The organism is Saccharopolyspora antiqui (assembly GCF_052246905.1).
Lineage (GTDB): Bacteria > Actinomycetota > Actinomycetes > Mycobacteriales > Pseudonocardiaceae > Saccharopolyspora.
The window spans coordinates 90,133-109,583 of record NZ_JBQQBO010000017.1 but is presented as its reverse complement, the minus strand read 5'-3'; the positions used below and the strand labels follow the sequence as shown (position 1 = coordinate 109,583).

The window sequence follows — 19,451 nt, the reverse complement described above, 5'->3', positions numbered from 1 at the left end:
TCTTCTGCCACCTGCGCAACTCGCACCGCAATCGGCACCGCGTCGGGCCGCCGTCTTCGATCCGCGGCGCTGCGCAGCACGAGTTCGAGGGCGGGCATTGTGAGGCGTCCCACATTCGAGGGGGGCGTCCCGACACGCCGAAGAGTGGCGAAGGGGGCACACACAGCTTGACAGCGCGCACGTAGGCTGCAAGGCATGGTCGAACCCCAGCTGCATCGCGTTACTCTGCCCAATGGGCTGCGCGTGGTGTTGGCACCGGACTCGGCAGCGGGCCCAGCGTCGTCAGGGCAGGCCCCTGTGGTCGGTGTCAGCGTGCACTACGACGTGGGCTTCCGCTCGGAACCGGAGGGGCGCACCGGCTTTGCGCACCTGTTCGAGCATCTGATGTTCCAGGGCAGCGAGAGTCTGGAGAAACTCGCGCACTTCCGGCACGTGCAGGGCTCGGGCGGCACCTTCAACGGTTCGACGCACCAGGACTACACCGACTACTACCAGGTGCTGCCGTCGGCGGCGCTGGAGCGGGCGCTGTTCCTCGAAGCGGACCGGATGCGGGCGCCGAAGATCACCGAGGAGAACCTGCGAAACCAAGTGGACGTGGTCAAGGAGGAGATCCGGCTCAACGTCCTCAACCGCCCCTACGGCGGGTTCCCGTGGATCCTGCTGCCGCCGGTGCTGTATTCGACCTTCGCGAACGCCCACAATGGCTACGGCGATTTCACCGACCTGGAGCAGGCGACCGTCGACGACTGCGCCGCCTTCTTCGACACCTACTACGCCCCCGGCAACGCGGTGCTGACCATCACCGGTGACATCGACGTCGAGCGCACCGTCGACCTGGTCAACAAGCACTTCGGCGATGTCCCGGCTCGCGATGTCCCGCAGCGGCCGTCGTTCGCCGAGCCGTTCCCGTCCGGTGAGCTGCGCGGCAAGCACACCGACCAGCACGCGCCGCTGCCCGCGGGCGCGCTGGGCTACCGGCTGCCCGACCCGGTCGGCGAACTCGACGCCTACCTGGCGAACGTGGTCCTCGCGGCGGTGTTGTCCGATGGGGACGCCTCCCGCCTGCAGCAGCGCCTGGTCTACCAGGACGCGCTGGTCGTCGACGTGCACGCTGGCTGCGGCCTGATGGGCGCCACGCTGGACGCCCGCGACCCGGACACCTTCACCATCACCGCGATCCACACGCCGGAGGTGGGGCTGGACCGGGTGATCGGTGCGATCGACGAGGAGTTGGAGAAGCTGGCCACCGACGGTCCCAGCGCGGAGGAACTGTCCCGCGTCACGGCCCGCTGGGCGGCCAGCCTGCACCGGGAACACGACCGGGTGGTCTCCCGGACCCTCGACCTGGGTAGCGCCGAACTGCTGCACGGCCGCGCCGAGCTGATCTCCGAGCTGCCGAAGCGGATCAGCGAGGTCGGCGCGGAGGACGTCGCATCGGCCGCGAAGGCGCTGCGCGCCGACGCGCGTGCGGTGCTGGAGCTCGAACCCGCAGGCGACGAGAACGAGACAGGAGGTGCGGCATGACCCAAGCGACGCACCGCAGCGCCGAGGAAATCGGCCGCACCGAGCTCGGCCCCCGGCCGCTGCCACCGCTCGGCGAGCCCCGCGCGGGCCGCCAACCGGCCACTGTGGACACCGTGCTGGACAACGGCCTGCGGGTGATCGCGGCCCGGCACGGCGTGGTCCCGATGGTCGAACTTCGGTTGCGGATCCCGTTCGCCGGTGAGGACCCGAAGCACCCGGCGCGCGCCGAGCTGCTGGCGGAGTCGCTGCTGACCGGCACCGAGCGGCGCAACCGCGTACAGGTGGACACCGACCTGGCCGCGGTCGGCGGCGATCTGAACGTGGTCGTCGATCCGGAGCGCCTCAGCATTTCCGGCGACGCGCTCGCCACCGGGTTGGACACCCTGCTCGACGTGCTCGCCGACGCGCTGACCGGCGCGGTTTACCGCGACGAGGAAGTCGACGTGGAACGCGCTCGGCTCGTCGAGCGGATCACCGTCGCGCGCTCGCAGCCGCGTGTGATCGCGCGGGAGGAACTGCAGCGGCACCGCTACGGCGACCACCCGTTCGTCCGCGAAGTGCCGCAGGCCGACGACGTCGCCGAGGTCAACGCCGAGGAGGTCCGCGCCCTGCACCGCGATGCGGTGCTCCCGCGCGGCTCGGTGCTGGTGCTGGTCGGCGACATCGATCCGGACCAGGCGGTGTCGGCCGTCGCGCGCATCCTGGCCGACTGGCAGTCCGGGGACAGCGCGTGGGAGCTGCCGTCGCTGCCCGCGGTGCACGGCGGCGATGTCCGGCTGGTGCACCGGCCCGGCGCGGTGCAGTCGCAGCTGCGGTTCTCGGCGCAGGCGCTGCCGCGCACCGACCCGCAGTACCCGGCCCTGCAGATCGCGAACCTGGTCTTCGGCGGCTACTTCTCCTCGCGACTGGTGGAGAACATCCGCGAGGACAAGGGCTACACCTACGGTGCGCACTCGTCGTTCGAGTTCACCCCGGGCAACGGCACGCTGCTCGTGGACGCCGACACCGCCAGCGAGGTCACCGCGGCCGCGCTGCTGGAGACCCGGTACGAACTGGCCCGGCTGGCGCTGGTGCCGCCCACCGAATCGGAGGTCGAGTCGGCCCGGCAGTACGCCATCGGCGGCCTGCTCACCTCCACCGCGTCGCAGTCCGGGACGGCCTCCACGCTCGCGGCGCTGGCCGCTGCCGGGCTCGCGCAGGATTGGCTGGTCTTGCACCCGGAGCGGTTGCGGGCGACGACGGTCGAGCAGGTGGCGGAGGCGGCGCGGCTGTTCGCCCCGACCTCGTTCACCGGCGTGGTGGTGGGGGACGCCGACAAGCTCGCCGACCAGCTGCGGCTGCTCGGAGGCGTGGTGCTGCCATGACCGGGTTGGCGGGTGCGCGGGTTGGTTCGCGCGGCGGTGCGGGTAGCGAGGGTGGCGGCAAGCGGCTGACGCCGCTTGCCTGACGACCGCGCTCGTCACGCCCGATCTGCGCGAGTTCTTAGACGATGAGGCAGGCAAATGACTTCCGATGTGTTCGCCGGTCCGGGTTTCCAACTGGACGCCGCGCCGCTGCTGTCCCGGTCCACTGTGGACCGGAGGGAGACGCTGCGGGATTCCCCGGACGGCGGGGCGGAACTGTGGTCGACCGGCCGAGTGGTGCTGGTGGACGCCAAGGGGCGCACCCAGATCGACGCGAATTCGCGCCTGGCGGTGCATCCCGCGAGCGACTTCGGCGAACGCCCGGCCCCGAACGCCGTCCTGCTCGGCGTTGAAGACGACGTCAGCTACTGGGCGCTGCGCAGCGATCACGACGGCGCCCAGGACGGCTGGCGTGATCTGCGCACCGGTGGCGGTCTGCTTAACGACACCGATGCGGGACTGTTCACCACCGCCGTTGGACTGCTCGGTTGGCACGACAACGCCCGGTACTGCGCGGTGTGCGGGGCGGCGACCACGCGGGTGCGCGCCGGGTGGGCGCGGCGCTGCACGGGTTGCGATCGCGAGGAGTACCCGCGCACCGATCCGGCGGTGATCTGCCTGGTGCACGACGGCGCGGACCACGTGCTGTTGGCCCGCCAGCCGGTCTGGCCGCCGCACCGGTACTCGGTGCTGGCCGGGTTCGTCGAGGTCGGCGAATCGCTGGAGGCGTGCGTGGCACGCGAGGTGGCCGAGGAGGTCGGGGTCGAGGTCTCCGAGATCCGGTATCTCGGCAGCCAACCCTGGCCGTTCCCGCGGTCGCTGATGCTGGGCTTCGCCGCGATCGCGGACCCCGCAGTGCCGCTGATCCCGGCCGACGGGGAGATCGAGGAGGCCCGCTGGGTGCACCGCGACACGGTTCGGGCGGCGCTGGCGGCCGAGGGTGACGACGCGGTCGAGGGCCTGCGGTTACCGCCGGGCGTTTCCATCGCCTACCGCATGATCCGCGGCTGGGCGCACTCGCGCGACTGATCCGCGATGAGCCGGTCGGGACGCGATCCCGACCGGCTCATCGGAGCTCTAGCGCTGGGTGAGGGACTGCGGGAAATCGGTGATGATCCCGTCCACGCCGAGGTCGCGCAGCTGCCGCATCCGACCGGGTTCGTTGACGGTCCAGACGTTGCTCGCCATGCCGAGTTCGTGGACGCGGGCCAGCAGGGCCGCATCGGTGACGCTGGACTCGGTGTTGACCTGGTCGGCCCATTCGCTCAGGGCGACGAGCTCGGCATCGGTTGGCCGCTGCGCGTCGAGCAGGCCGATCGGCACCTCGGGCAGCAGTTCGTGGAACCGCTGCGCGTCGTCGAGTTCGAAGGACTGCACCCCGAGTTGCCCGTCGGCCAGCGCCTCATCGAGGTAGCCGGGGGTGCCGCGGAGCTCAGCGGCGAGATCTTCCGGAATCCCGTCGTAGTGCTCACAAGGGCTGATCTCGGCGAGCAGCCCGGTGCGACCCCGGACCTGCGACACCACGTCGGCCACGGTGATGATCGGCTCGCCGGCGTAGCTCTCGTCGAACCAGGAACCCGCGTCGAGCTGCTGGAGCTCGGCCAAGGTGAAGTCGGAGACGCGGTACGACGGGCGACCGGGGAAGCGCTGCTCCACGTCGGTGGTGCGCTCCATGGTGCAGTCGTGGAAGTTCACCAGGTGGCCGTCCTTGCTGCGCTGGACGTCGATCTCGACGAAGTCGGCGCGCTGCTTGATCGCCGCTGCGATGGCGGCCCGGGTGTTCTCCGGGGCGATGCCGGATGAACCGCGGTGCGCGATCACCGTGACGTCCGGATTCGGTTCTGCGGCAACGGGTCCGGCCGCGGTGAGAACACCGGCGCAGGTGATCAGCAGCGCCGCGACGGGACGTGCGATTCGGTTGAGCATGGAACATGGCCTCCGACTCGTGTGGGCGGAGGCCATGTTGACCGGAGATCATTGCGCGCGAGCATCGGGCGGTTTGCCCCGCGATGCCGTTTTCCCGAACATATTCGGGTGGCGGTTGGGCCTAGGCAGCGGTTTCGGGAACCTGCAGAACGACGTCGGTGTCGCCGAGGCGCGCTACAAGTCGCAAAGTCCCGCCAAGCGCTTCTACGTAGCAACGCACGCTGGCCACGGTGAGCGTCTCAATGTCACCACGTTCGATGGCGCTTACTCGCGGCTGGCCGATGCCCATCCGCTTGGCGAGTTCGATCTGCGTGACCTGGGCGTTCTTCCGCAACTCGGCCAACCGATACCCGGTGACGTAAGCCTCGGTGATCTGGCGGCCCAGCTCCTGCTGCTCTGGGGTGATCCCGAGCTGTTCCCGGACTTCATCCCACGGGATTGTCATGGCTGATCCCTCCCGATCTCCTGCTTGATCTTCTTCGGCCAGCGGGTGGACCGCAATGCAAGCACGGGTGATCTCGTCCGCGCGGGCCTGATCCTCCGCGGTCTTGTCCAGCTCGGTCCGCGTCTGCTCGCAGGGAATGGTGGTCATCGCAGTTCCTCGTCGATTCGCTGCAGGTGGTCTTCGTATCGGCGTTCAGCGAGTGGGATGTTCTTCTCGTACCACGCGTTCCAGTGCTCTGCTTTGTCGCCTGCTACCAGCAAGATGGCGTGTCTCCTCGGGTCGAAGGCGAACAGGATCCGTACCTCGGTGTGGCCGGAGGAACCGGGTCGAAGTTCTTTCAGATGGTGCAGATTCGACCTGTTGATCTTGTCTACCAGCGGTCGCCCGAGGCGCGGCCCTTCGGCGGAAAGCACCTGCACGGCGCCGTCGATGCCTGCCCTGGTCCGGTTGTCCAAGGTCCGCATCCACGCCAGGACTTCCGGTAGGGCTTCAACCTGCCATGTCATGATCCAAATCTAGTGCATATTTAGCATAGTACCTGCGTATCGGCTCGATCATGACTCGAATGTGTGTGCGAATCGCTCGGCTGGGGTGGTCGACTCGCGACATGAGGTGTTGGGGTATGCCTCGAATGGGGGAGCGTGTCTGCGAAGATGCCGGGCATGACCGAACAGCCGCGACTCCTGGAAGGTTTGGACCCGGAGCAGCGGCAGGCGGTCATCGCACCACGCGGCCCGGTTTGCGTGCTGGCGGGCGCGGGCACCGGCAAGACCCGCACGATCACCCATCGCATCGCCTACCTCGTGCAGCGCGGCCTCGTCGCGCCGCAGCAGGTCCTCGCGGTGACGTTCACCGCCAGGGCGGCGGGGGAGATGCGCACCCGGCTGCGCGCGCTCGGCGGTTCGGGAGTGCAGGCGCAGACCTTCCACGCCGCGGCTTTCCGGCAGCTGCGCTACTTCTGGCCGCGGGTGCACGAAACCCAGATGTGGCAGCTGATGGACAACAAGTTCCGGCTGGTCATGCAGGCCGCGAACAAGGTGGGGCTGGCCACCGAGCGGGAAGCCGTCCGGGACATCGCCGGGGAGATCGAGTGGGCCAAGTCATCGCTGATCGGCCCCGAGCAGTACCCGGCCGCCGCGGCCGCCGCCGGTCGTGACGTCCCGGTGCTGCCGGAGCAGCTCAGCAAGGCCTTCGCCGCCTACGAGCGGCTAAAGAACCGTGCGCAGGCCCTGGACTTCGACGACCTCCTGCTGCACATCGCGGCGATCCTGGAGGACCAGCACGAGATCGCCGAGGAGTTCCGCAGCCGGTACCGGTCCTTCGTCGTCGACGAGTACCAGGACGTCAACCCGCTGCAGCAGCGGGTGCTGGACGCCTGGCTGGGCAACCGCGACGACCTCACCGTGGTGGGCGATGCGAACCAGACGATCTACTCGTTCGCGGGCGCCTCGCCGCAGTGGCTGATCGGTTTCCCCCGCAAGTTCCCGGACGCGACGCTGGTGCGGCTGGAGCGGGACTACCGGTCCACGCCGCAGGTGGTCGACCTGGCGAACCAGGTGATCGGCGCGGCGCGGGAACGCCCGGCGGGCACCCGGCTGCGGCTGGTCGGGCAGCGCCCGGACGGGCCGCGCCCGGACTTCGCCGAGTACGACGACGAGACCGACGAGGCCGATGCGGTCGCCCGGAAGATCGCGCAGCTGGCCAAGCAGGGGGTCGCGCTGTCGGAGATGGCGGTGTTGTTCCGGGTCAACGCGCAGTCGGAGGTCTACGAGAAGTCGCTCTCCGACGCCGAGATCCCCTACCAGGTGCGCGGCGGTGAGCGGTTCTTCGCACGCGCCGAGGTGCGGCAGGCGATGGTGACGCTGCGTGCCGCAGCCGCTGGGGGGGGCGAGGAAGCGGACCTGCCCGCGACCGTTCGAGCCGTGCTCGCCGAGGTCGGGCTGACCGACGAGCCGCCAGCCGGTGGCGCCGCGCGCGAGCGCTGGGAGTCGCTGATCGCGTTGGTGGAGTTGGCCGAGGAACTCACCGCCGCGGTGCCCGATGCGGACCTGGCCCGTTACGCCGCTGAGCTGGACGCGCGGGCCGAAACGCAGCACCCGCCGACGGTCGAAGGCGTCACCCTCGCCTCGCTGCACGCCGCCAAGGGCCTCGAATGGGACGCGGTGTTCCTGGTGGGGCTGGTCGAGGGGACCCTGCCGATCCAGCACGCCGACACCGACGCGGCCGTCGAGGAGGAACGGCGCCTGCTCTACGTCGGTGTCACCCGCGCCCGCGAGCACCTGTGCCTGTCGTGGGCGCTGGCGCGTGCCGGTGGCCGCCGCTACCGCAGGCGCAGCCGCTTCCTGTACAGCCTGGTACCCGACGAGCACCCGGCCGCGCTGCCGGCCAAGGCCAAGCAGCGCGAACTGCTCGCCCGTCCGTCGCAGACCGCGAAACCGCGTTGCCGCATCTGCAACGCCCCGCTGACGAGCACGATGGACATCAAGCTGGGCCGCTGCGTCGACTGTCCGTCCGATGTGGATGAGAACCTGCTGTCGCAGCTGAAGGCGTGGCGCAGCGAGCGCGCCCGGCAGCTGAAGGTCCCCGCCTATGTGGTGTTCACCGACGCGACGCTGACCGCGATCGCCGAACAACGCCCGTCCGACGAGAGCGCACTGGTGGGCATCTCCGGGATCGGGGCCTCGAAGTTGCAGAAGTTCGGCTCCGACGTTCTCGCCCTGATCCAGGGCGAGCGCCACGACACGCCGTGAAACGCCTGGTAGAGCGGGTTTTTCAGGCGATCGAGCGGATTCTTCGAAAAATACGTTGCGACCGGCACGGGTGTGCCAATAGCCTGCAAGAGCGCGAGACCTGGTTTGGACGAACCACGGTCTGAGTCCGGAAGGGAGGTGGCCTTGGTGTCCACCATCTTGATGTGCAGCACCCCGAGCCGCCTCATGGTCGGGGCAATTGCGCTGTTCCGTGGCACTTCTGCGCCGTCGCCCGCTGCCGAACACGACGCCGGTTATGGCCGAAAGTTCCAGCCGCGCTGGTTCCGCGCGCTCCCGCAGACCGTGGTCGACCCACGCTGGTCCGTTCGTTGGCGAGTCCTTGATCCACTGATCTAGGAACGCCCAAGGCTTCTCGAAGGCCGCGGACCCGCACACCGGGTCCGCGGCCTTCTTGTTGTTCCAAATCTTTCGTCATCCACAACTACAACCTGCCGCTGATCAACTACAGGAGGAAGTTTCATGTTGACCGCGAGTGTGCCGATATCCAGCTCAGGAGCGGGTTTTCTGCAGGACACCGACACCGTGGCAGGCCTGCTCGACAGTTCCCCGGAGTTGGACGGCCAACTGCCGTGCCGCCAGGACCCCGACCTGTGGTTCGCCGAAAACCCGCGGGACCTGGACCAGGCCAAGGAGCTGTGCGCCGAATGCCCGATCAAGGCCGAGTGCCTCGCTGGCGCGCTGTCCCGCGGCGAGCCGTGGGGGGTCTGGGGCGGCGAGATCTTCGAGCGCGGTGCCGTGGTCGCTCGCAAGCGGCCGAGGGGACGGCCCCGCAAGCACCCGCTGCCCGCCCAGACGCCGGTGGCGAGCGCGACCGCGCGAAGAAGTCAGGAGCAGGCGGCATGACCTATCACCGAACGACCCAGCCCGTAATCGACTTCCGAATGAACGATGAGGAGCGAATGTTGTTACCCGAGGACCTGTCCCGGATACGAAGTAACGAGTTGCTCGACGAGGCGCACCGACAACGGTTGGCCCGTGAGTTCTCCGCGGGCCGTTGGTGGCGTTGGTTGGCCGAGTACGCCGACCGGCGGGCCAAGCGCGCAGCCCGGTGATCCGCAGCGGCCCACCGCTGGGATCGGCCCGCTGAGCGCCGGTGCCCGGGTGGACTGGATCGACTGCACCGCCCCGGACTCCCGGTCGCCGCACCTCCTGCGGCGACCGGGAATCCGCGCACCTTGACAACTGGACAAAGTGGCGCACCCGACGGCAGATGCGTCGTAGGGTGGTGTTCCGTGACCGCACATTCGCACGACAACATCGACTGGGACGCCCACCTGCAACGGCTCCGGGATGCCGACGAGCTGAACGCGCCGGAGATCGCGCAACTCGTCGCGACGCTGCTGCGGCCGACCGACCGCACCGTGATCGAGATCGGTGCCGGGGCGGGCGGGACGGCGGCGGCCTTCGCGGCGGCGTTGGCGGAGTCCGGTGGTGCGGTAACGGTCGTGGACGGGGCACCGCAACTGCTGGCCGCGGCGCGTGCGCAGGCCGAGGAGGTCTCCGACCGGGTGGGGGTCCGCGCGGTCCAGGCGGACGCCGCGGCGGACTCGCTGATCGAGGCCGTTGGCCAGCAGGCCGATCTCGTCATCGCCGCGTTCGTCGTGCACCACCTGCCCGACCAGTTGGCCGGGCTGCGTCGGCTGGTCAGGCTGGTGCGCCCCGGCGGTCGGCTGGCGATCGTCGAGTTCGGCCTGCAGACCAAGGTGCTGCCCACCGACGTGGGGGTGGGTGAGCCCGGCTTGGAGGCCCGGCTGATCGCCGCCCGCGAGGACTGGTTCCAGCAGATGCGCTCGGAGATGACCGGCTCGGTCCGGTTGCCGATGGGCTGGACCAAGGCCCTTTCCGCGGCAGGGCTGGTCGAGGCGCGGTCGTGGAGCTACCTGGTGGACCGACCGGCCCCGGTCGACGGCCCCGGCCGCGAAGCGGTCCTGCGGCGGCTGCACCTGCTGCGCAGGAACGCCGAGGACCGCATCTCGCCAGCGGATCTGGCGGCGCTTGAGGAGTTGCTCGACGAATCCAGCGAGCACTACGCCGGGAATCGCGACGACGTCTACTACCTCACCGCCAACACGGTTCACATCGGCACCCGCCCCGAGGCGTGAGAAGTGCCTGCGTGCCCGGCGGGGCCGCTCCCCGTGGCCATTGGTGTCCGCATCTGATGCGCGCCTGACCTGGCCGCGCGCCCGGGAATGCGGTGCCGGTCAGTCGGCGAAGCCCGGCTGCCACCTGGCGATCATGTCGCGGGCCCCGACCTCGGCGTCGAGCTGGCAGAGGATCCCGGTCGCGCCGAGCGTCACCCGGTGGATCAGCAGGTAGTCCGGCGGCAGGTTGAGCGACCGCCCGGTCCGGAAGTCCGGGCTGCGCAGGTCGCCGACCCGCTCCGCTTGGCGCTGCAGCCAACGCCGGGTGAAGTGGAACTTCGGCGTGCGCGCTGGGTCCACGAACGGCGCCAGATAGGCCAGCACGTCCTCGGCCTGGATGTTCCGGTCGAGTTGCACGAACCGCTCCGCGCGCAGCAGCTGCAGCAGCTCCGCGGGCTTGTCCTCCAACGCCAACCGCAGCATGCGGCCGAAGGTCGGCGGCAGGCCGTCGGGCAGCCGGGCGACCGCGCCGAAGTCGATCACGGCAAGCTTGCCCGTCGGAAGCAGCATGAAGTTGCCGGGATGCGGGTCGGCGTGCAGCAGGCCGACCCTGGCGGGCGCCGAGTAGTGGAACTCGGCGAGCAGGCGGCCAGCCGCGTCGCGCTCCTCGCGGTCGCCGTCGGCGATGATCCGCGCGTACGGCTTGCCGCTGACCCACTCCGTGACGACGACCTTGGGTGCGCTGGCCACCACGGCTGGCACCACCACTTGCTCATCGCCGTGGAAAACCTTGGCGAACGCCCGCTGGTTGTCGGCTTCGGTGCGGTAGTCGAGTTCCTCGACCATGCGGTCCTGCAACTCCGCCAGCAGCGGTTTGATCTCGGCACCTGGCGCCAGCGACTGGAAGAGCCGGGAGAAGCGCATCAGCTGCCGCAGATCGGAGCGCAACGCCTCGTCCGCACCCGGGTACTGCACCTTCACCGCGACCTCGCGCCCGTCGTGCCAGACCGCCCGGTGCACCTGACCGATGCTCGCCGCCGCGGCCGGGGTGTCGTCGAACTCGGCGAACCGCTTGCGCCACGCGCTCCCGAGCTGTTCGTCCAACACCCGGTGCACGCTGCGGGCGGGCATCGGCGGCGCCGCGGACTGCAGCTTGGTCAGCGCCTCGCGATATGGACCGGCCATTTCGTCCGGCACGGCGGCCTCGAACACGCTCAACGCCTGGCCGAACTTCATCGCGCCGCCCTTGAGCTGGCCGAGAACCGCGAACAGCTGTTCCGCGGTTTTCGCCGTCATCTCGGCGCTGATCTCCGCGCCGTTCTGCCCGGTGAGCCGCTTTCCCCAGCCAGCGGCCACGCGACCGGCGACGCCAAGCGGCAGGCTGGCGAGCTTGACGGTGCGGTGCGCTGCCCGGCGGGGAATATCGGCCACGAATTCTCCTTGGTGCGTGCAGGAAAACCCTCGATGTCCGAAGCGTCCGAAGGCCATTTCGAAATCGAGAAACCCAGTCACATGCTAGAGGTTTCCTGCGGCACCTTGTGCCGTGATCGACACGTTGGATACCGGCTTTGCGCCACCGGTGGCATTCCGCGTTCCGCCGAATTGCCAGCAGGACGCGCTGAGCGCGCCCGGTGCAACCCTGCGGAATTAGGTGATTGCGCTGCGCACCCGACGAGCCTCGGCTGCCGGATAGGTCCGTTTAACCGGATGGTCGCGCTGCTGGCTGGGCCCCGCTTCTGGTTTGCGGCTGACTTCTTGGCGGGCCCAATGGGATAGCTCGGGCAGGTAAATCCGTGCGGCCACCGATTCGCGATGGGCACACGTATCCCCTCGGCGCCCCGGCGCGTGGCCGGTGCGATGTCGAACTCGTGAGCGAAGCGCAGCGGCGGGCTGGCGGGTGGGCGGCCGTGGGGCGGCCCACCCGTGCCCGGTCAAGCCTTGCCGAGGATGCGGGTCATCTTGGTGCCGCAGACCGGGCAGATGCCCTTGGCCATCCGGCGACCGTTGGTCTCCGAGACCTCACCGGAAAAGTCGCGCTTCTCCCGGCACTTCACGCAGTAGCCGTTGTACGTCTCGGCCACGGCTCCCCTCCTTCATGTCGTGATCCAGCCTCATCGCTGGGTCGTCTGCGGCCCTCCTCCGGGCGGCTGGGGGAACGGTACATGTGGGCCATTCGACATGCATGCATTAAGAGCATCGCATATTCGACTTAATGGAGTAATACCTCGGAGGATTGTCACGGGTAGGAGTTGAGGTGCAGCTCACAGGCGGAACCGTTTGTCAGGTGCACTCGCTAAGGTCCACTTTCGTGGCTGAACCCGAGGTCGAGGTGCGCCGCAGCAAGCGCCGCCGGCAGACGGTGAGTGCTTATCGCGACGGCGACAAGATCGTGGTGCTGCTCCCTGCGCGGATGAGCCGCACGGAGGAAAAGCGCTGGGTGGCGGACATGTTGAGCCGTCTGCAGCGCAGTGAGTCGCGGCGTCGCTCGCCCGCACGCGAGTCCGACGAGGCGCTGATCCAGCGCTGCCGCGAGCTGTCCGCGAAGTACCTCGATGGGCGGGCGCAACCGCGTGGCATCCGGTGGGTGCCGCCGATGCGCACCAGGTGGGCCTCCTGCACGCCCAGCGACAAGACCATTCGGGTGAGTCAGCGCCTCCGAGATGTACCCGGATGGGTGCTCGATTACGTGCTCGTGCACGAGCTGGCACACCTGCTGGTGCCGGGCCACGGCGCCGACTTCTGGAAGTGGGTGCGGCGCTACCCGAAGACCGAGCGGGCCATCGGATACCTGGAGGGGATCTCCGCGGCGGCCCAACTCGGCATCAGCCTGGACGACGACACCGAGACCAGGGTCAAGACGCCAGCGACCTAGTCGCGCGGGCACCCCTGCCACCGAGCACGTCGGGGCGTCCCGTTGTGCTCGACTCCGCGGGCAGCCGTCAGCTGTTGTCCTCGCGCTTCTCCGAGTCGTCGCCGTCGGCCTCGTCGTCGGACTTCGCCGCCTCGTCGGCCTCGGCGCGGCGGATCGCGGCGATCGGATCGTCCAGATCGGCGGCGCCCGTGCCCCAGCGGTCGGCGAAGTCCAGCGGCTCATCCAGATCCGAGCTGTCCGGCAGCAGGTCGGGGTGGTCCCACACCCGGTCGCGGCTGTCGACGCCGTGCCGCTCGGTCATCAGCCGCCAGAGGTTCGCGGCGTCGCGCATCCGACGCGGCCGCAGCTCCAGGCCGATGAGCGTGGCGAAGGTCTGCTCGGCCGGCCCGCCGGTCGCCCGCCGCCGTCGGACGGTCTCACCCAGCGCGTCGGCACCCGGCAGCCGCTCACCGACGGCGTCCGCCACGACCACGTCCACCCAGCCCTCGACCAGCGCGAGCAGCGTCTCCAGGCGGTTCAACGCGGCCTGCTGCTCCGGGGTGTTCTTCGGTTCGAGCATTCCGGAGCCCATCAGCTCCTGCATCGAGCTCGGGTTGGCCGGATCGACCTTGCCAGCCAGATCTTCCAGCGCCGAGGTGTCGATGTGGATGCCGCGGGCGTATTCCTCGACGGTCGCCAACAACCGCTGCCCCAACCACGGCACGTGGCTGAACAGCCGGTGGTGCGCGGCTTCCCGGGCGGCCAGGAACACGGTCGCCTCGCTGATCGGCCGGTCCAAGCCCTCGATGAAGCGCTCGATGTTGGCGGGCAGCAGGGCGGCGGTGCCCGCCGGGCCCAGCGGCAGGCCGATGTCGGTGGAGGTCAGCACCTCGCCACCGAGCTGGGCCAAGCCGTTGCCGAGCTGCGAGCCGAAGGTCATCCCGCCCATCTGACCGAGCATGGACAACAGCGGTCCCGCGGCCTGCTTCGCCTCTTCCGGCAGCGCTTCCAGCCATGCGCTGGACATCCGCTGGGCGACCGGATCGCACAACCGCTGCCAGGTCGGCAGGGTCTTCTCCACCCAGTCGACCGACGACCAGGTCTGCACCGTGCGCACCCCAGCGGGCAGCGATGTGGTGGCGTCCAGCCACAGCTCGGCCAACCGCACCGCTTCCTCGATCGCCTTGACCTGCTGCTGGCTCGGGCGCTCGGTGCGTTGGTTGTTGTGCAGCTGCTGCACCGCCAACTGCTTCGCGAGTTCGTAGTTCACCGGGCCGGAGCCGCTGCCGCCGGAGTGGCTGAGTGCTTGGCCGAGTTGGGTCAACATCTGGCCGAGCTGGCCGATGTCGAAATTCGGCATGCCGCCCGGTCCGGGCATGCCGCTGTAACCGAAACCGGGCAGATCCCCGGAGTTTCCGGCGCCGCCCTCGGAGCGGCCTTGCGACGAGTCGCCCTTGTCAGGGTCGTCGGGGTCCTGCGAGCTGAACCCGAACGGCAAGTTGGTCATAGTTCCACCGTACGCGGCGGCAACCCTCCCACATAGTCGTGCGTTGCTCGCCGCGGGCGAACACCTCAAGTGCCCGTCCCGGAACGGGTTTGCGGTGGCGGGTGCCGAAGTCACATGAGGTCTGCTCACGTCCCCAGGCATCGAACCCGTACGCTGTCGCCTCGTGAACCGCCGTTCCTGGACGCTGTTGACAAGTGTCGTACTGGTCGTCGCCTTCGGTCTCCTCGGTGCGTTCGTCCGGGTGCCGTACGTGGCGCTCGGACCGGGGCCGACCTACGACACCCTCGGGCTGGACGGGGACATCCCGGTCATCAGCATCGATGGTCAGCAGACCTTCCCGACCGGCGGGCACCTGAACATGACGACGGTGTCGGTGACCGACCAGCTGTCCTTGTTCGGCGCGCTGGGGTTGTGGGCCAGCGGGCGGTACGCGCTGGCGCCGCGGGAACTGTACTTCCCGCCGGACAAGAGCGAGCAGCAGATCGAGCAGGAGAACACCGAGGCCTTCAACGACTCGCAGACCACGGCGGAGACCGCGGCCCTGCGCTACCTCGGCTACCCGACGAAGGTGCTGGTCGGTGAGATCGTCAAGGGCAGCCCGGCGGACGGCGTGCTGCAACCCGGCGACCACCTGCTGACGGCCAACGGCCAACCGATGACCGAGGCGGGATCGCTGCGGGCGGCACTGACCGCCACCAAGCCGGGAGACCGGGTGGAGATCCGGTACCGGCACGCCGACCAGCCCGAGCAGGCCGCCAGCGTGCAGCTGGCGGCGAACCCGAGCGACGAGCCGCAGGGCTTCCTGGGCGTGGCCGCGACCGAGCGGCCGGACGTCAACTTCGACATCAAGATCAGCCTGGCCGACGTCGGCGGGCCTTCGGCGGGGTTGATGTTCACCCTGGCGATCATCGACAAGCTGACGCCGGGCGAGCTCAACGGTGGCCGGTTCGTGGCGGGCACCGGGGAGATCGACCCGTCCGGCAAGGTTGGGCCGATCGGCGGCATCCCGTTCAAGATGGTCAAGGCCCGCGAAGCGGGCGCGACGACCTTCCTGGTGCCAGCAGGCAACTGCGCCGAGGCCGAGGCGCAGGCGCCGGAGGGGCTGCAACTGGCCAAGGTCGCCACCCTCGACGACGCCACCAAGGCGCTCGACGCCCTCCGCAACAACCGAGTTCCCACCAGCTGCTGACGCGCCACCCGAAACAGATGTGGAGTGGGGGCAGATGTGGAGTGGGGCAGGTGTTGGGAAAGGCCGTTACTCCGCGAAGGTGGCGTGCAGGGCGGTGAGCAGGTTCGGGGCCAGCGACGGGTCCTGGATGACCTCGCCGCCGGTGCCGTCGCCATCGACGCTGGCGCGCAGCCGCATCACGCACGTCTCACCACCGTCCCGCAGCACCGCCGCCACCAGGCGAGCCTCGCGGCGCTGCGGGTGCGCCGCGGCGGCCTGCCGCGCGGCCGCGGCGTCGCCCGGCAGTTCCGCCTCCGCCTCCGGCGGCAGCACCACGATCTCCTGCACCAGCGCGCAACCGCACACCTGCTCCGGCCACTCGATGCGGCTCAACGCCTCGGCGAGGTCCTCGGCGGGCAGCGCTTCCTGCGCGATCGGCGTCAGCGCCGCGTCCGGGTCGAGTTGGTCGGCCAGCCCAGGCTCGGCGGCCAGCAGCCGACGGGTGGGCACGAGGGCGAACACCTGGGTGGGCTGGTCCCAACCGGCGGCGTCGACGAACTCCTCGATCTCGCGCGCCGTCGACGGCAGGGCCGCGGTCAGGTCCTCGGGGGATTGCGGTGGCATGGCGCCCATGGTCGCACCGCCGGATCGGACTACCGTCGGCGGCCGAGCCGGTGACCTGGCAAAGATGTCCGCTTAATCCAATTCGCGAAGGCCCTTCCAGGAACTTCTGGGTGGGGTCGTAGAGTTGAACATCACGAGGGCGGCCGGTAACACCACGACCGTCCAAGGCCTGCTGATCGTCCACCAGGAGCGTGCGTTGTGGCCATGCGGCCCCCGGTAGGAATGCCGAAACTGTCCCGGCGAAGCCGAATCCTGCTGATTCTGGGCGGCATCGTGCTGGTCGTTCTGATCGCCGGATCGCGAATGCTGGGCACCTACGTGGACTGGCTGTGGTTCGGTGAGGTCGGTTACCGCCAGGTGTTCAACGTCCAGCTGCTCTCCCGCACCGGGCTGGGCGTGGCCGCGGCGATCTTCCTGGGCGGTGTGCTGGCCCTGAACCTGTGGATCGCCTACCGCGGCCGCCCGGTGTTCGTGCCGGTCAGCGGCCCGGACGACCCGCTGGCCCGGTACCGGACGGTGGCCACCGAGCGATCCCGCCTGTTCGGCCTCGGGATCCCGATCGTGGTCGGCGTGATCGGTGGGCTCGCCGCGCAGTCCGACTGGCAGACCCTGCAGCTGTTCCTGCACAGCGTGCCGTTCGGCCAGGTCGACCCCGAGTTCGGCAAGGACATCAGCTTCTACACCTTCGAGCTGCCGTTCTGGCGCTTCCTGCTGTCGTGGGCGTTCATCGCGGTCACCGTCTCCTTCATCGGCGCGCTGATCACGCACTACATCTTCGGCGGCATCCGGCTGGCGGGCCGCTCCGGTCAGCTGTCCGTGCCCGCCCGCGTCCAGCTGGCCATACTCGCCGGTCTGTTCGTGCTGCTCAAGGCCGTCGACTACTTCCTGGACCGCTACGACCTGCTGCTCTCGCAGCGCAACCCGCTGTTCACCGGTGCCAGCTACACCGATCTGAACGCGGTGATGCCGGCGAAGCTGATCCTGATGTGCATCGCGGGGTTCTGCGCGCTCGCGTTCTTCGCGGTGATCTTCCTGAAGAACCTGCAGATCCCGGCGCTGGCGACGGTGTTGCTGGTGCTCTCCAGCGTGGTGGTCGGCGCGGTGTGGCCAGCGTTGCTGGAGCAGTTCTCGGTGCGCCCGAACGCCAACCAGCGGGAGGCGCAGTCGATCGAACGCAACCTCACGGCGACGAAGGCGGCCTTCAGCATCGGCAACCAGAACGTCCAGTTCGTCGACTACCCGGGGCGCACCCAGTTGCAGCCCAGCGAGGTCGCCGCCGACCAGGGCACCATCCCCAACATCCGGCTGCTCGACCCGAACGTGCTGGCCCCGACGTTCACCCAGCTGACCCAGCAGTACAACTTCTACGGCTTCCCCGACAAGCTCGACATCGACCGGTATCGCGACGCCAACGGTCAGCTGCACGACTACCTGGTGGCACTCCGCGAGATCAACACCGACCGCCTGGCGGTCAACCAGCAGAACTGGATCAACCGGCACACCGTCTACACGCACGGCAACGGTTTCGTCGCCGCGCCTGCCGACCGGGTCGACTCCACGCTCCAGGAGGGCGCCACCCAGGGCGGCTACCCGGTGTTCCAGATCAGCGACGTGGCCAACCACGGCCAGGGCGCGATCCCGGTCCAGCAGCCGCGGGTGTACTACGGCGAGCTGGCCGGGCGCAGCGACTACGCGATCGTCGGCGGCAACCCGGGCGCGCCGCCCCGCGAGTACGACACCGACCAGCAGAAGTACACCTACACCGGCAAGGGCGGTGTGCCGGTCGGCAACCTGTTCCAGCGGATGGTCTTCGCGGCCTACTACGGCGAGCGCAACTTCCTGTTCAGCGCCGAGATCGGCAGCGACTCCAAGATCATCTACGAGCGGAATCCGCGAGACCGGGTGCAGAAGGTCGCGCCCTGGCTCAGGCTCGACGGCGACCCGTACCCGGCGGTGGTCGACGGCCGGATCAAGTGGATCGTCGACGGCTACACCACGCTGAACAACTACCCGTACTCGCAGTTGACCGAGCTCGGCGAAGCCACCAACGACACCCTCAGCGGCGTCGAGCGGCAGCCCAACCAGCAGATCAACTACATCCGCAACTCGGTCAAGGCCACCGTCGACGCCTACGACGGCAGCGTCGACCTCTACGCGGTGGACGACAACGATCCGGTGCTCAAGGCCTGGGAAGGTGTGTTCCCCGGCGTGGTCAAGCCGTCCAGCGCGATCAGCCCGCAGCTGCGCGACCACTTCCGCTACCCGGAGGACGTCTTCAAGGTGCAGCGGACCCTGCTCACCCAGTACCACGTCGACAACCCGGGCGACTTCTTCTCGAACCAGACCTTCTGGCAGGTGCCCTCCGACCCGACCGGTCGCGGCACCACGGCCAGCGCCGAGGGGCAGCAGCCCCCGTACTACGTGCTGGCCCAGGTCGAGGGTCAACCCCGACCCGAGTTCCAGCTGACCAGCGCGCTCACCGCACTGCGCCGCGAGAACCTGGCGGCCTGGGTGTCGGCGTCCTCCGAACCGGACAGCTACGGCAAGCTCACCGTGCTGCGACTACCCACCATCAACTCGACTCCGGGGCCCAACCAGGTCCAGAACCAGATGGAGTCGACCCCCGAGGTCACCGAGAACCGCACGCTGTTCAACAACCCGAACGTGACCGCGATCTTCGGCAACCTGCTGACCCTGCCGGTCGCGGGCGGCCTGCTCTACGTCGAACCGATCTACATCCAGCGCAACGAGCAGAACTCCTATCCGCAGCTGGCGCGGGTGCTGGTGTCCTTCGGCGGCAAGGTCGGCTTCTCCGAGACCCTGCCCGGAGCGCTGGAGCAGGTGTTCGGCTCCGGCGCCGGACAGGCCACCAACCCGGGGCAGAACAGCCAGCAACCGCCGCCAGTGCAAGGCCAGCTGCCCCCGCAGACGTCGACCAGCCCCCAGCTGTCCCAGGCGGTGACCGACATCCGGGCAGCGCTGGAGCACATCCGACAGGCCCAGCAGTCCGGCAACTTCGGCGACCTCGGCGCGGCCTACCAGCAGCTCGACGAAGCGGTCAGGCGCTTCGAGCAGGCCCAGGGCAGTGGTGGCTGACCAGCGGAGACGGCACCGGGGCGGGAATCGCGCGAGCGATCCCGCCCCGGTGCTT

At 69.1% G+C, this 19,451-nt stretch carries 18 protein-coding genes; 11 read left to right on the top strand and 7 right to left on the bottom strand.

Annotated elements, in window-relative coordinates:
• Nucleotides 1–195 precede the first annotated feature (195 nt).
• From ACTWQN_RS25160 to nudC, 3 genes are all read left to right on the top strand, one after another.
• Nucleotides 196–1,524: a M16 family metallopeptidase gene (locus ACTWQN_RS25160; RefSeq protein WP_443206023.1), complete on the top strand. Its 1,329-nt coding sequence runs from the start codon at nucleotides 196–198 to the stop codon at nucleotides 1,522–1,524.
• Nucleotides 1,521–2,888: a M16 family metallopeptidase gene (locus ACTWQN_RS25155; protein WP_443206022.1), complete on the top strand. Its 1,368-nt coding sequence runs from the start codon at nucleotides 1,521–1,523 to the stop codon at nucleotides 2,886–2,888. Before ACTWQN_RS25160 ends, ACTWQN_RS25155 begins: the two co-directional genes overlap by 4 nt.
• Before the next feature lie 138 nt (nucleotides 2,889–3,026).
• Nucleotides 3,027–3,956, top strand: coding sequence for an NAD(+) diphosphatase (gene nudC / locus ACTWQN_RS25150; RefSeq protein WP_443206021.1), 930 nt, complete (start codon nucleotides 3,027–3,029; stop codon nucleotides 3,954–3,956).
• A gap of 48 nt (nucleotides 3,957–4,004) precedes the next feature.
• On the opposite strand, the gene ACTWQN_RS25145 is transcribed toward nudC, so the two are convergent.
• The 3 genes from ACTWQN_RS25145 to ACTWQN_RS25135 form a co-directional block, all read right to left on the bottom strand.
• Nucleotides 4,005–4,853 (bottom strand): glycerophosphodiester phosphodiesterase, encoded by an 849-nt coding sequence (locus ACTWQN_RS25145; RefSeq protein WP_443206020.1) that lies wholly within the window; start codon nucleotides 4,851–4,853, stop codon nucleotides 4,005–4,007.
• A gap of 121 nt (nucleotides 4,854–4,974) precedes the next feature.
• Entirely contained in the window at nucleotides 4,975–5,445 is a 471-nt protein-coding gene (locus tag ACTWQN_RS25140; protein ID WP_443206019.1) for an XRE family transcriptional regulator, read from the bottom strand.
• Nucleotides 5,442–5,804 (bottom strand): type II toxin-antitoxin system RelE/ParE family toxin, encoded by a 363-nt coding sequence (locus ACTWQN_RS25135; RefSeq protein ID WP_443206018.1) that lies wholly within the window; start codon nucleotides 5,802–5,804, stop codon nucleotides 5,442–5,444. The genes ACTWQN_RS25140 and ACTWQN_RS25135 overlap by 4 nt, the downstream gene beginning before the upstream one ends.
• A gap of 156 nt (nucleotides 5,805–5,960) precedes the next feature.
• On the opposite strand from ACTWQN_RS25135, the gene ACTWQN_RS25130 reads away from it, so the two are divergent.
• The 5 genes from ACTWQN_RS25130 (at nucleotide 5,961) to ACTWQN_RS25110 (ending at nucleotide 10,171) form a co-directional block, all read left to right on the top strand.
• Nucleotides 5,961–8,048 (top strand): ATP-dependent DNA helicase UvrD2, encoded by a 2,088-nt coding sequence (locus ACTWQN_RS25130; protein WP_443206017.1) that lies wholly within the window; start codon nucleotides 5,961–5,963, stop codon nucleotides 8,046–8,048.
• A gap of 147 nt (nucleotides 8,049–8,195) precedes the next feature.
• Nucleotides 8,196–8,405 (top strand): hypothetical protein, encoded by a 210-nt coding sequence (locus ACTWQN_RS25125; RefSeq protein ID WP_443206016.1) that lies wholly within the window; start codon nucleotides 8,196–8,198, stop codon nucleotides 8,403–8,405.
• Between the two features lie 123 nt (nucleotides 8,406–8,528).
• Nucleotides 8,529–8,912 (top strand): WhiB family transcriptional regulator, encoded by a 384-nt coding sequence (locus tag ACTWQN_RS25120; RefSeq protein ID WP_443206015.1) that lies wholly within the window; start codon nucleotides 8,529–8,531, stop codon nucleotides 8,910–8,912.
• Nucleotides 8,913–8,968: 56 nt separating this feature from the next.
• The gene (locus tag ACTWQN_RS25115; protein WP_443206014.1) at nucleotides 8,969–9,121 is read left to right on the top strand and encodes a hypothetical protein; all 153 of its coding nucleotides are present in this window, start codon (nucleotides 8,969–8,971) and stop codon (nucleotides 9,119–9,121) included.
• Nucleotides 9,122–9,301: 180 nt separating this feature from the next.
• A complete protein-coding gene (locus ACTWQN_RS25110; protein WP_443206013.1) occupies nucleotides 9,302–10,171 on the top strand; it encodes a class I SAM-dependent methyltransferase in 870 nt (289 codons plus the stop codon).
• Between the two features lie 99 nt (nucleotides 10,172–10,270).
• Here ACTWQN_RS25110 and ACTWQN_RS25105 read toward each other — a convergent pair whose 3' ends face one another.
• Nucleotides 10,271–11,581, bottom strand: coding sequence for an ABC1 kinase family protein (locus tag ACTWQN_RS25105; protein WP_443206012.1), 1,311 nt, complete (start codon nucleotides 11,579–11,581; stop codon nucleotides 10,271–10,273).
• A gap of 500 nt (nucleotides 11,582–12,081) precedes the next feature.
• Nucleotides 12,082–12,231 carry a DUF5679 domain-containing protein gene (locus ACTWQN_RS25100; RefSeq protein WP_184724020.1) on the bottom strand — a complete coding sequence of 50 codons (150 nt, stop codon included), beginning with the start codon at nucleotides 12,229–12,231 and terminating at the stop codon, nucleotides 12,082–12,084.
• Nucleotides 12,232–12,458: 227 nt separating this feature from the next.
• Between ACTWQN_RS25100 and ACTWQN_RS25095 the strand changes: the two genes are divergently transcribed.
• Nucleotides 12,459–13,022 (top strand): M48 metallopeptidase family protein, encoded by a 564-nt coding sequence (locus ACTWQN_RS25095; protein WP_443206011.1) that lies wholly within the window; start codon nucleotides 12,459–12,461, stop codon nucleotides 13,020–13,022.
• A gap of 67 nt (nucleotides 13,023–13,089) precedes the next feature.
• On the opposite strand, the gene ACTWQN_RS25090 is transcribed toward ACTWQN_RS25095, so the two are convergent.
• Nucleotides 13,090–14,508 (bottom strand): zinc-dependent metalloprotease, encoded by a 1,419-nt coding sequence (locus ACTWQN_RS25090; protein WP_443206010.1) that lies wholly within the window; start codon nucleotides 14,506–14,508, stop codon nucleotides 13,090–13,092.
• A 163-nt stretch (nucleotides 14,509–14,671) separates the two neighbouring features.
• On the opposite strand from ACTWQN_RS25090, the gene ACTWQN_RS25085 reads away from it, so the two are divergent.
• Nucleotides 14,672–15,697 (top strand): YlbL family protein, encoded by a 1,026-nt coding sequence (locus tag ACTWQN_RS25085; RefSeq protein ID WP_443206009.1) that lies wholly within the window; start codon nucleotides 14,672–14,674, stop codon nucleotides 15,695–15,697.
• 66 nt (nucleotides 15,698–15,763) lie between these two features.
• Here ACTWQN_RS25085 and ACTWQN_RS25080 read toward each other — a convergent pair whose 3' ends face one another.
• The gene (locus tag ACTWQN_RS25080; RefSeq protein WP_443206008.1) at nucleotides 15,764–16,300 is read right to left on the bottom strand and encodes a PPA1309 family protein; all 537 of its coding nucleotides are present in this window, start codon (nucleotides 16,298–16,300) and stop codon (nucleotides 15,764–15,766) included.
• Between the two features lie 204 nt (nucleotides 16,301–16,504).
• Between ACTWQN_RS25080 and ACTWQN_RS25075 the strand changes: the two genes are divergently transcribed.
• Complete coding sequence (locus ACTWQN_RS25075) at nucleotides 16,505–19,396, top strand: UPF0182 family protein (RefSeq protein WP_443206093.1); 2,892 nt, start codon at nucleotides 16,505–16,507, stop codon at nucleotides 19,394–19,396.
• Nucleotides 19,397–19,451 lie beyond the last annotated feature (55 nt).

What these genes read in the sequence shown, in the direction of transcription:
- ACTWQN_RS25160 (WP_443206023.1), top strand. Translation starts at nt 196, where the DNA reads ATGGTCGAACCCCAGCTGCATCGCGTTACTCTGCCCAATGGGCTGCGC.
- ACTWQN_RS25155 (WP_443206022.1), top strand. Translation starts at nt 1,521, where the DNA reads ATGACCCAAGCGACGCACCGCAGCGCCGAGGAAATCGGCCGCACCGAG.
- nudC (WP_443206021.1), top strand. Translation starts at nt 3,027, where the DNA reads ATGACTTCCGATGTGTTCGCCGGTCCGGGTTTCCAACTGGACGCCGCG.
- ACTWQN_RS25145 (WP_443206020.1), bottom strand. Translation starts at nt 4,853, where the DNA reads ATGCTCAACCGAATCGCACGTCCCGTCGCGGCGCTGCTGATCACCTGC.
- ACTWQN_RS25140 (WP_443206019.1), bottom strand. Translation starts at nt 5,445, where the DNA reads ATGACCACCATTCCCTGCGAGCAGACGCGGACCGAGCTGGACAAGACC.
- ACTWQN_RS25135 (WP_443206018.1), bottom strand. Translation starts at nt 5,804, where the DNA reads ATGACATGGCAGGTTGAAGCCCTACCGGAAGTCCTGGCGTGGATGCGG.
- ACTWQN_RS25130 (WP_443206017.1), top strand. Translation starts at nt 5,961, where the DNA reads ATGACCGAACAGCCGCGACTCCTGGAAGGTTTGGACCCGGAGCAGCGG.
- ACTWQN_RS25120 (WP_443206015.1), top strand. Translation starts at nt 8,529, where the DNA reads ATGTTGACCGCGAGTGTGCCGATATCCAGCTCAGGAGCGGGTTTTCTG.
- ACTWQN_RS25115 (WP_443206014.1), top strand. Translation starts at nt 8,969, where the DNA reads ATGTTGTTACCCGAGGACCTGTCCCGGATACGAAGTAACGAGTTGCTC.
- ACTWQN_RS25090 (WP_443206010.1), bottom strand. Translation starts at nt 14,508, where the DNA reads ATGACCAACTTGCCGTTCGGGTTCAGCTCGCAGGACCCCGACGACCCT.
- ACTWQN_RS25080 (WP_443206008.1), bottom strand. Translation starts at nt 16,300, where the DNA reads ATGCCACCGCAATCCCCCGAGGACCTGACCGCGGCCCTGCCGTCGACG.
- ACTWQN_RS25075 (WP_443206093.1), top strand. Translation starts at nt 16,505, where the DNA reads ATGCGGCCCCCGGTAGGAATGCCGAAACTGTCCCGGCGAAGCCGAATC.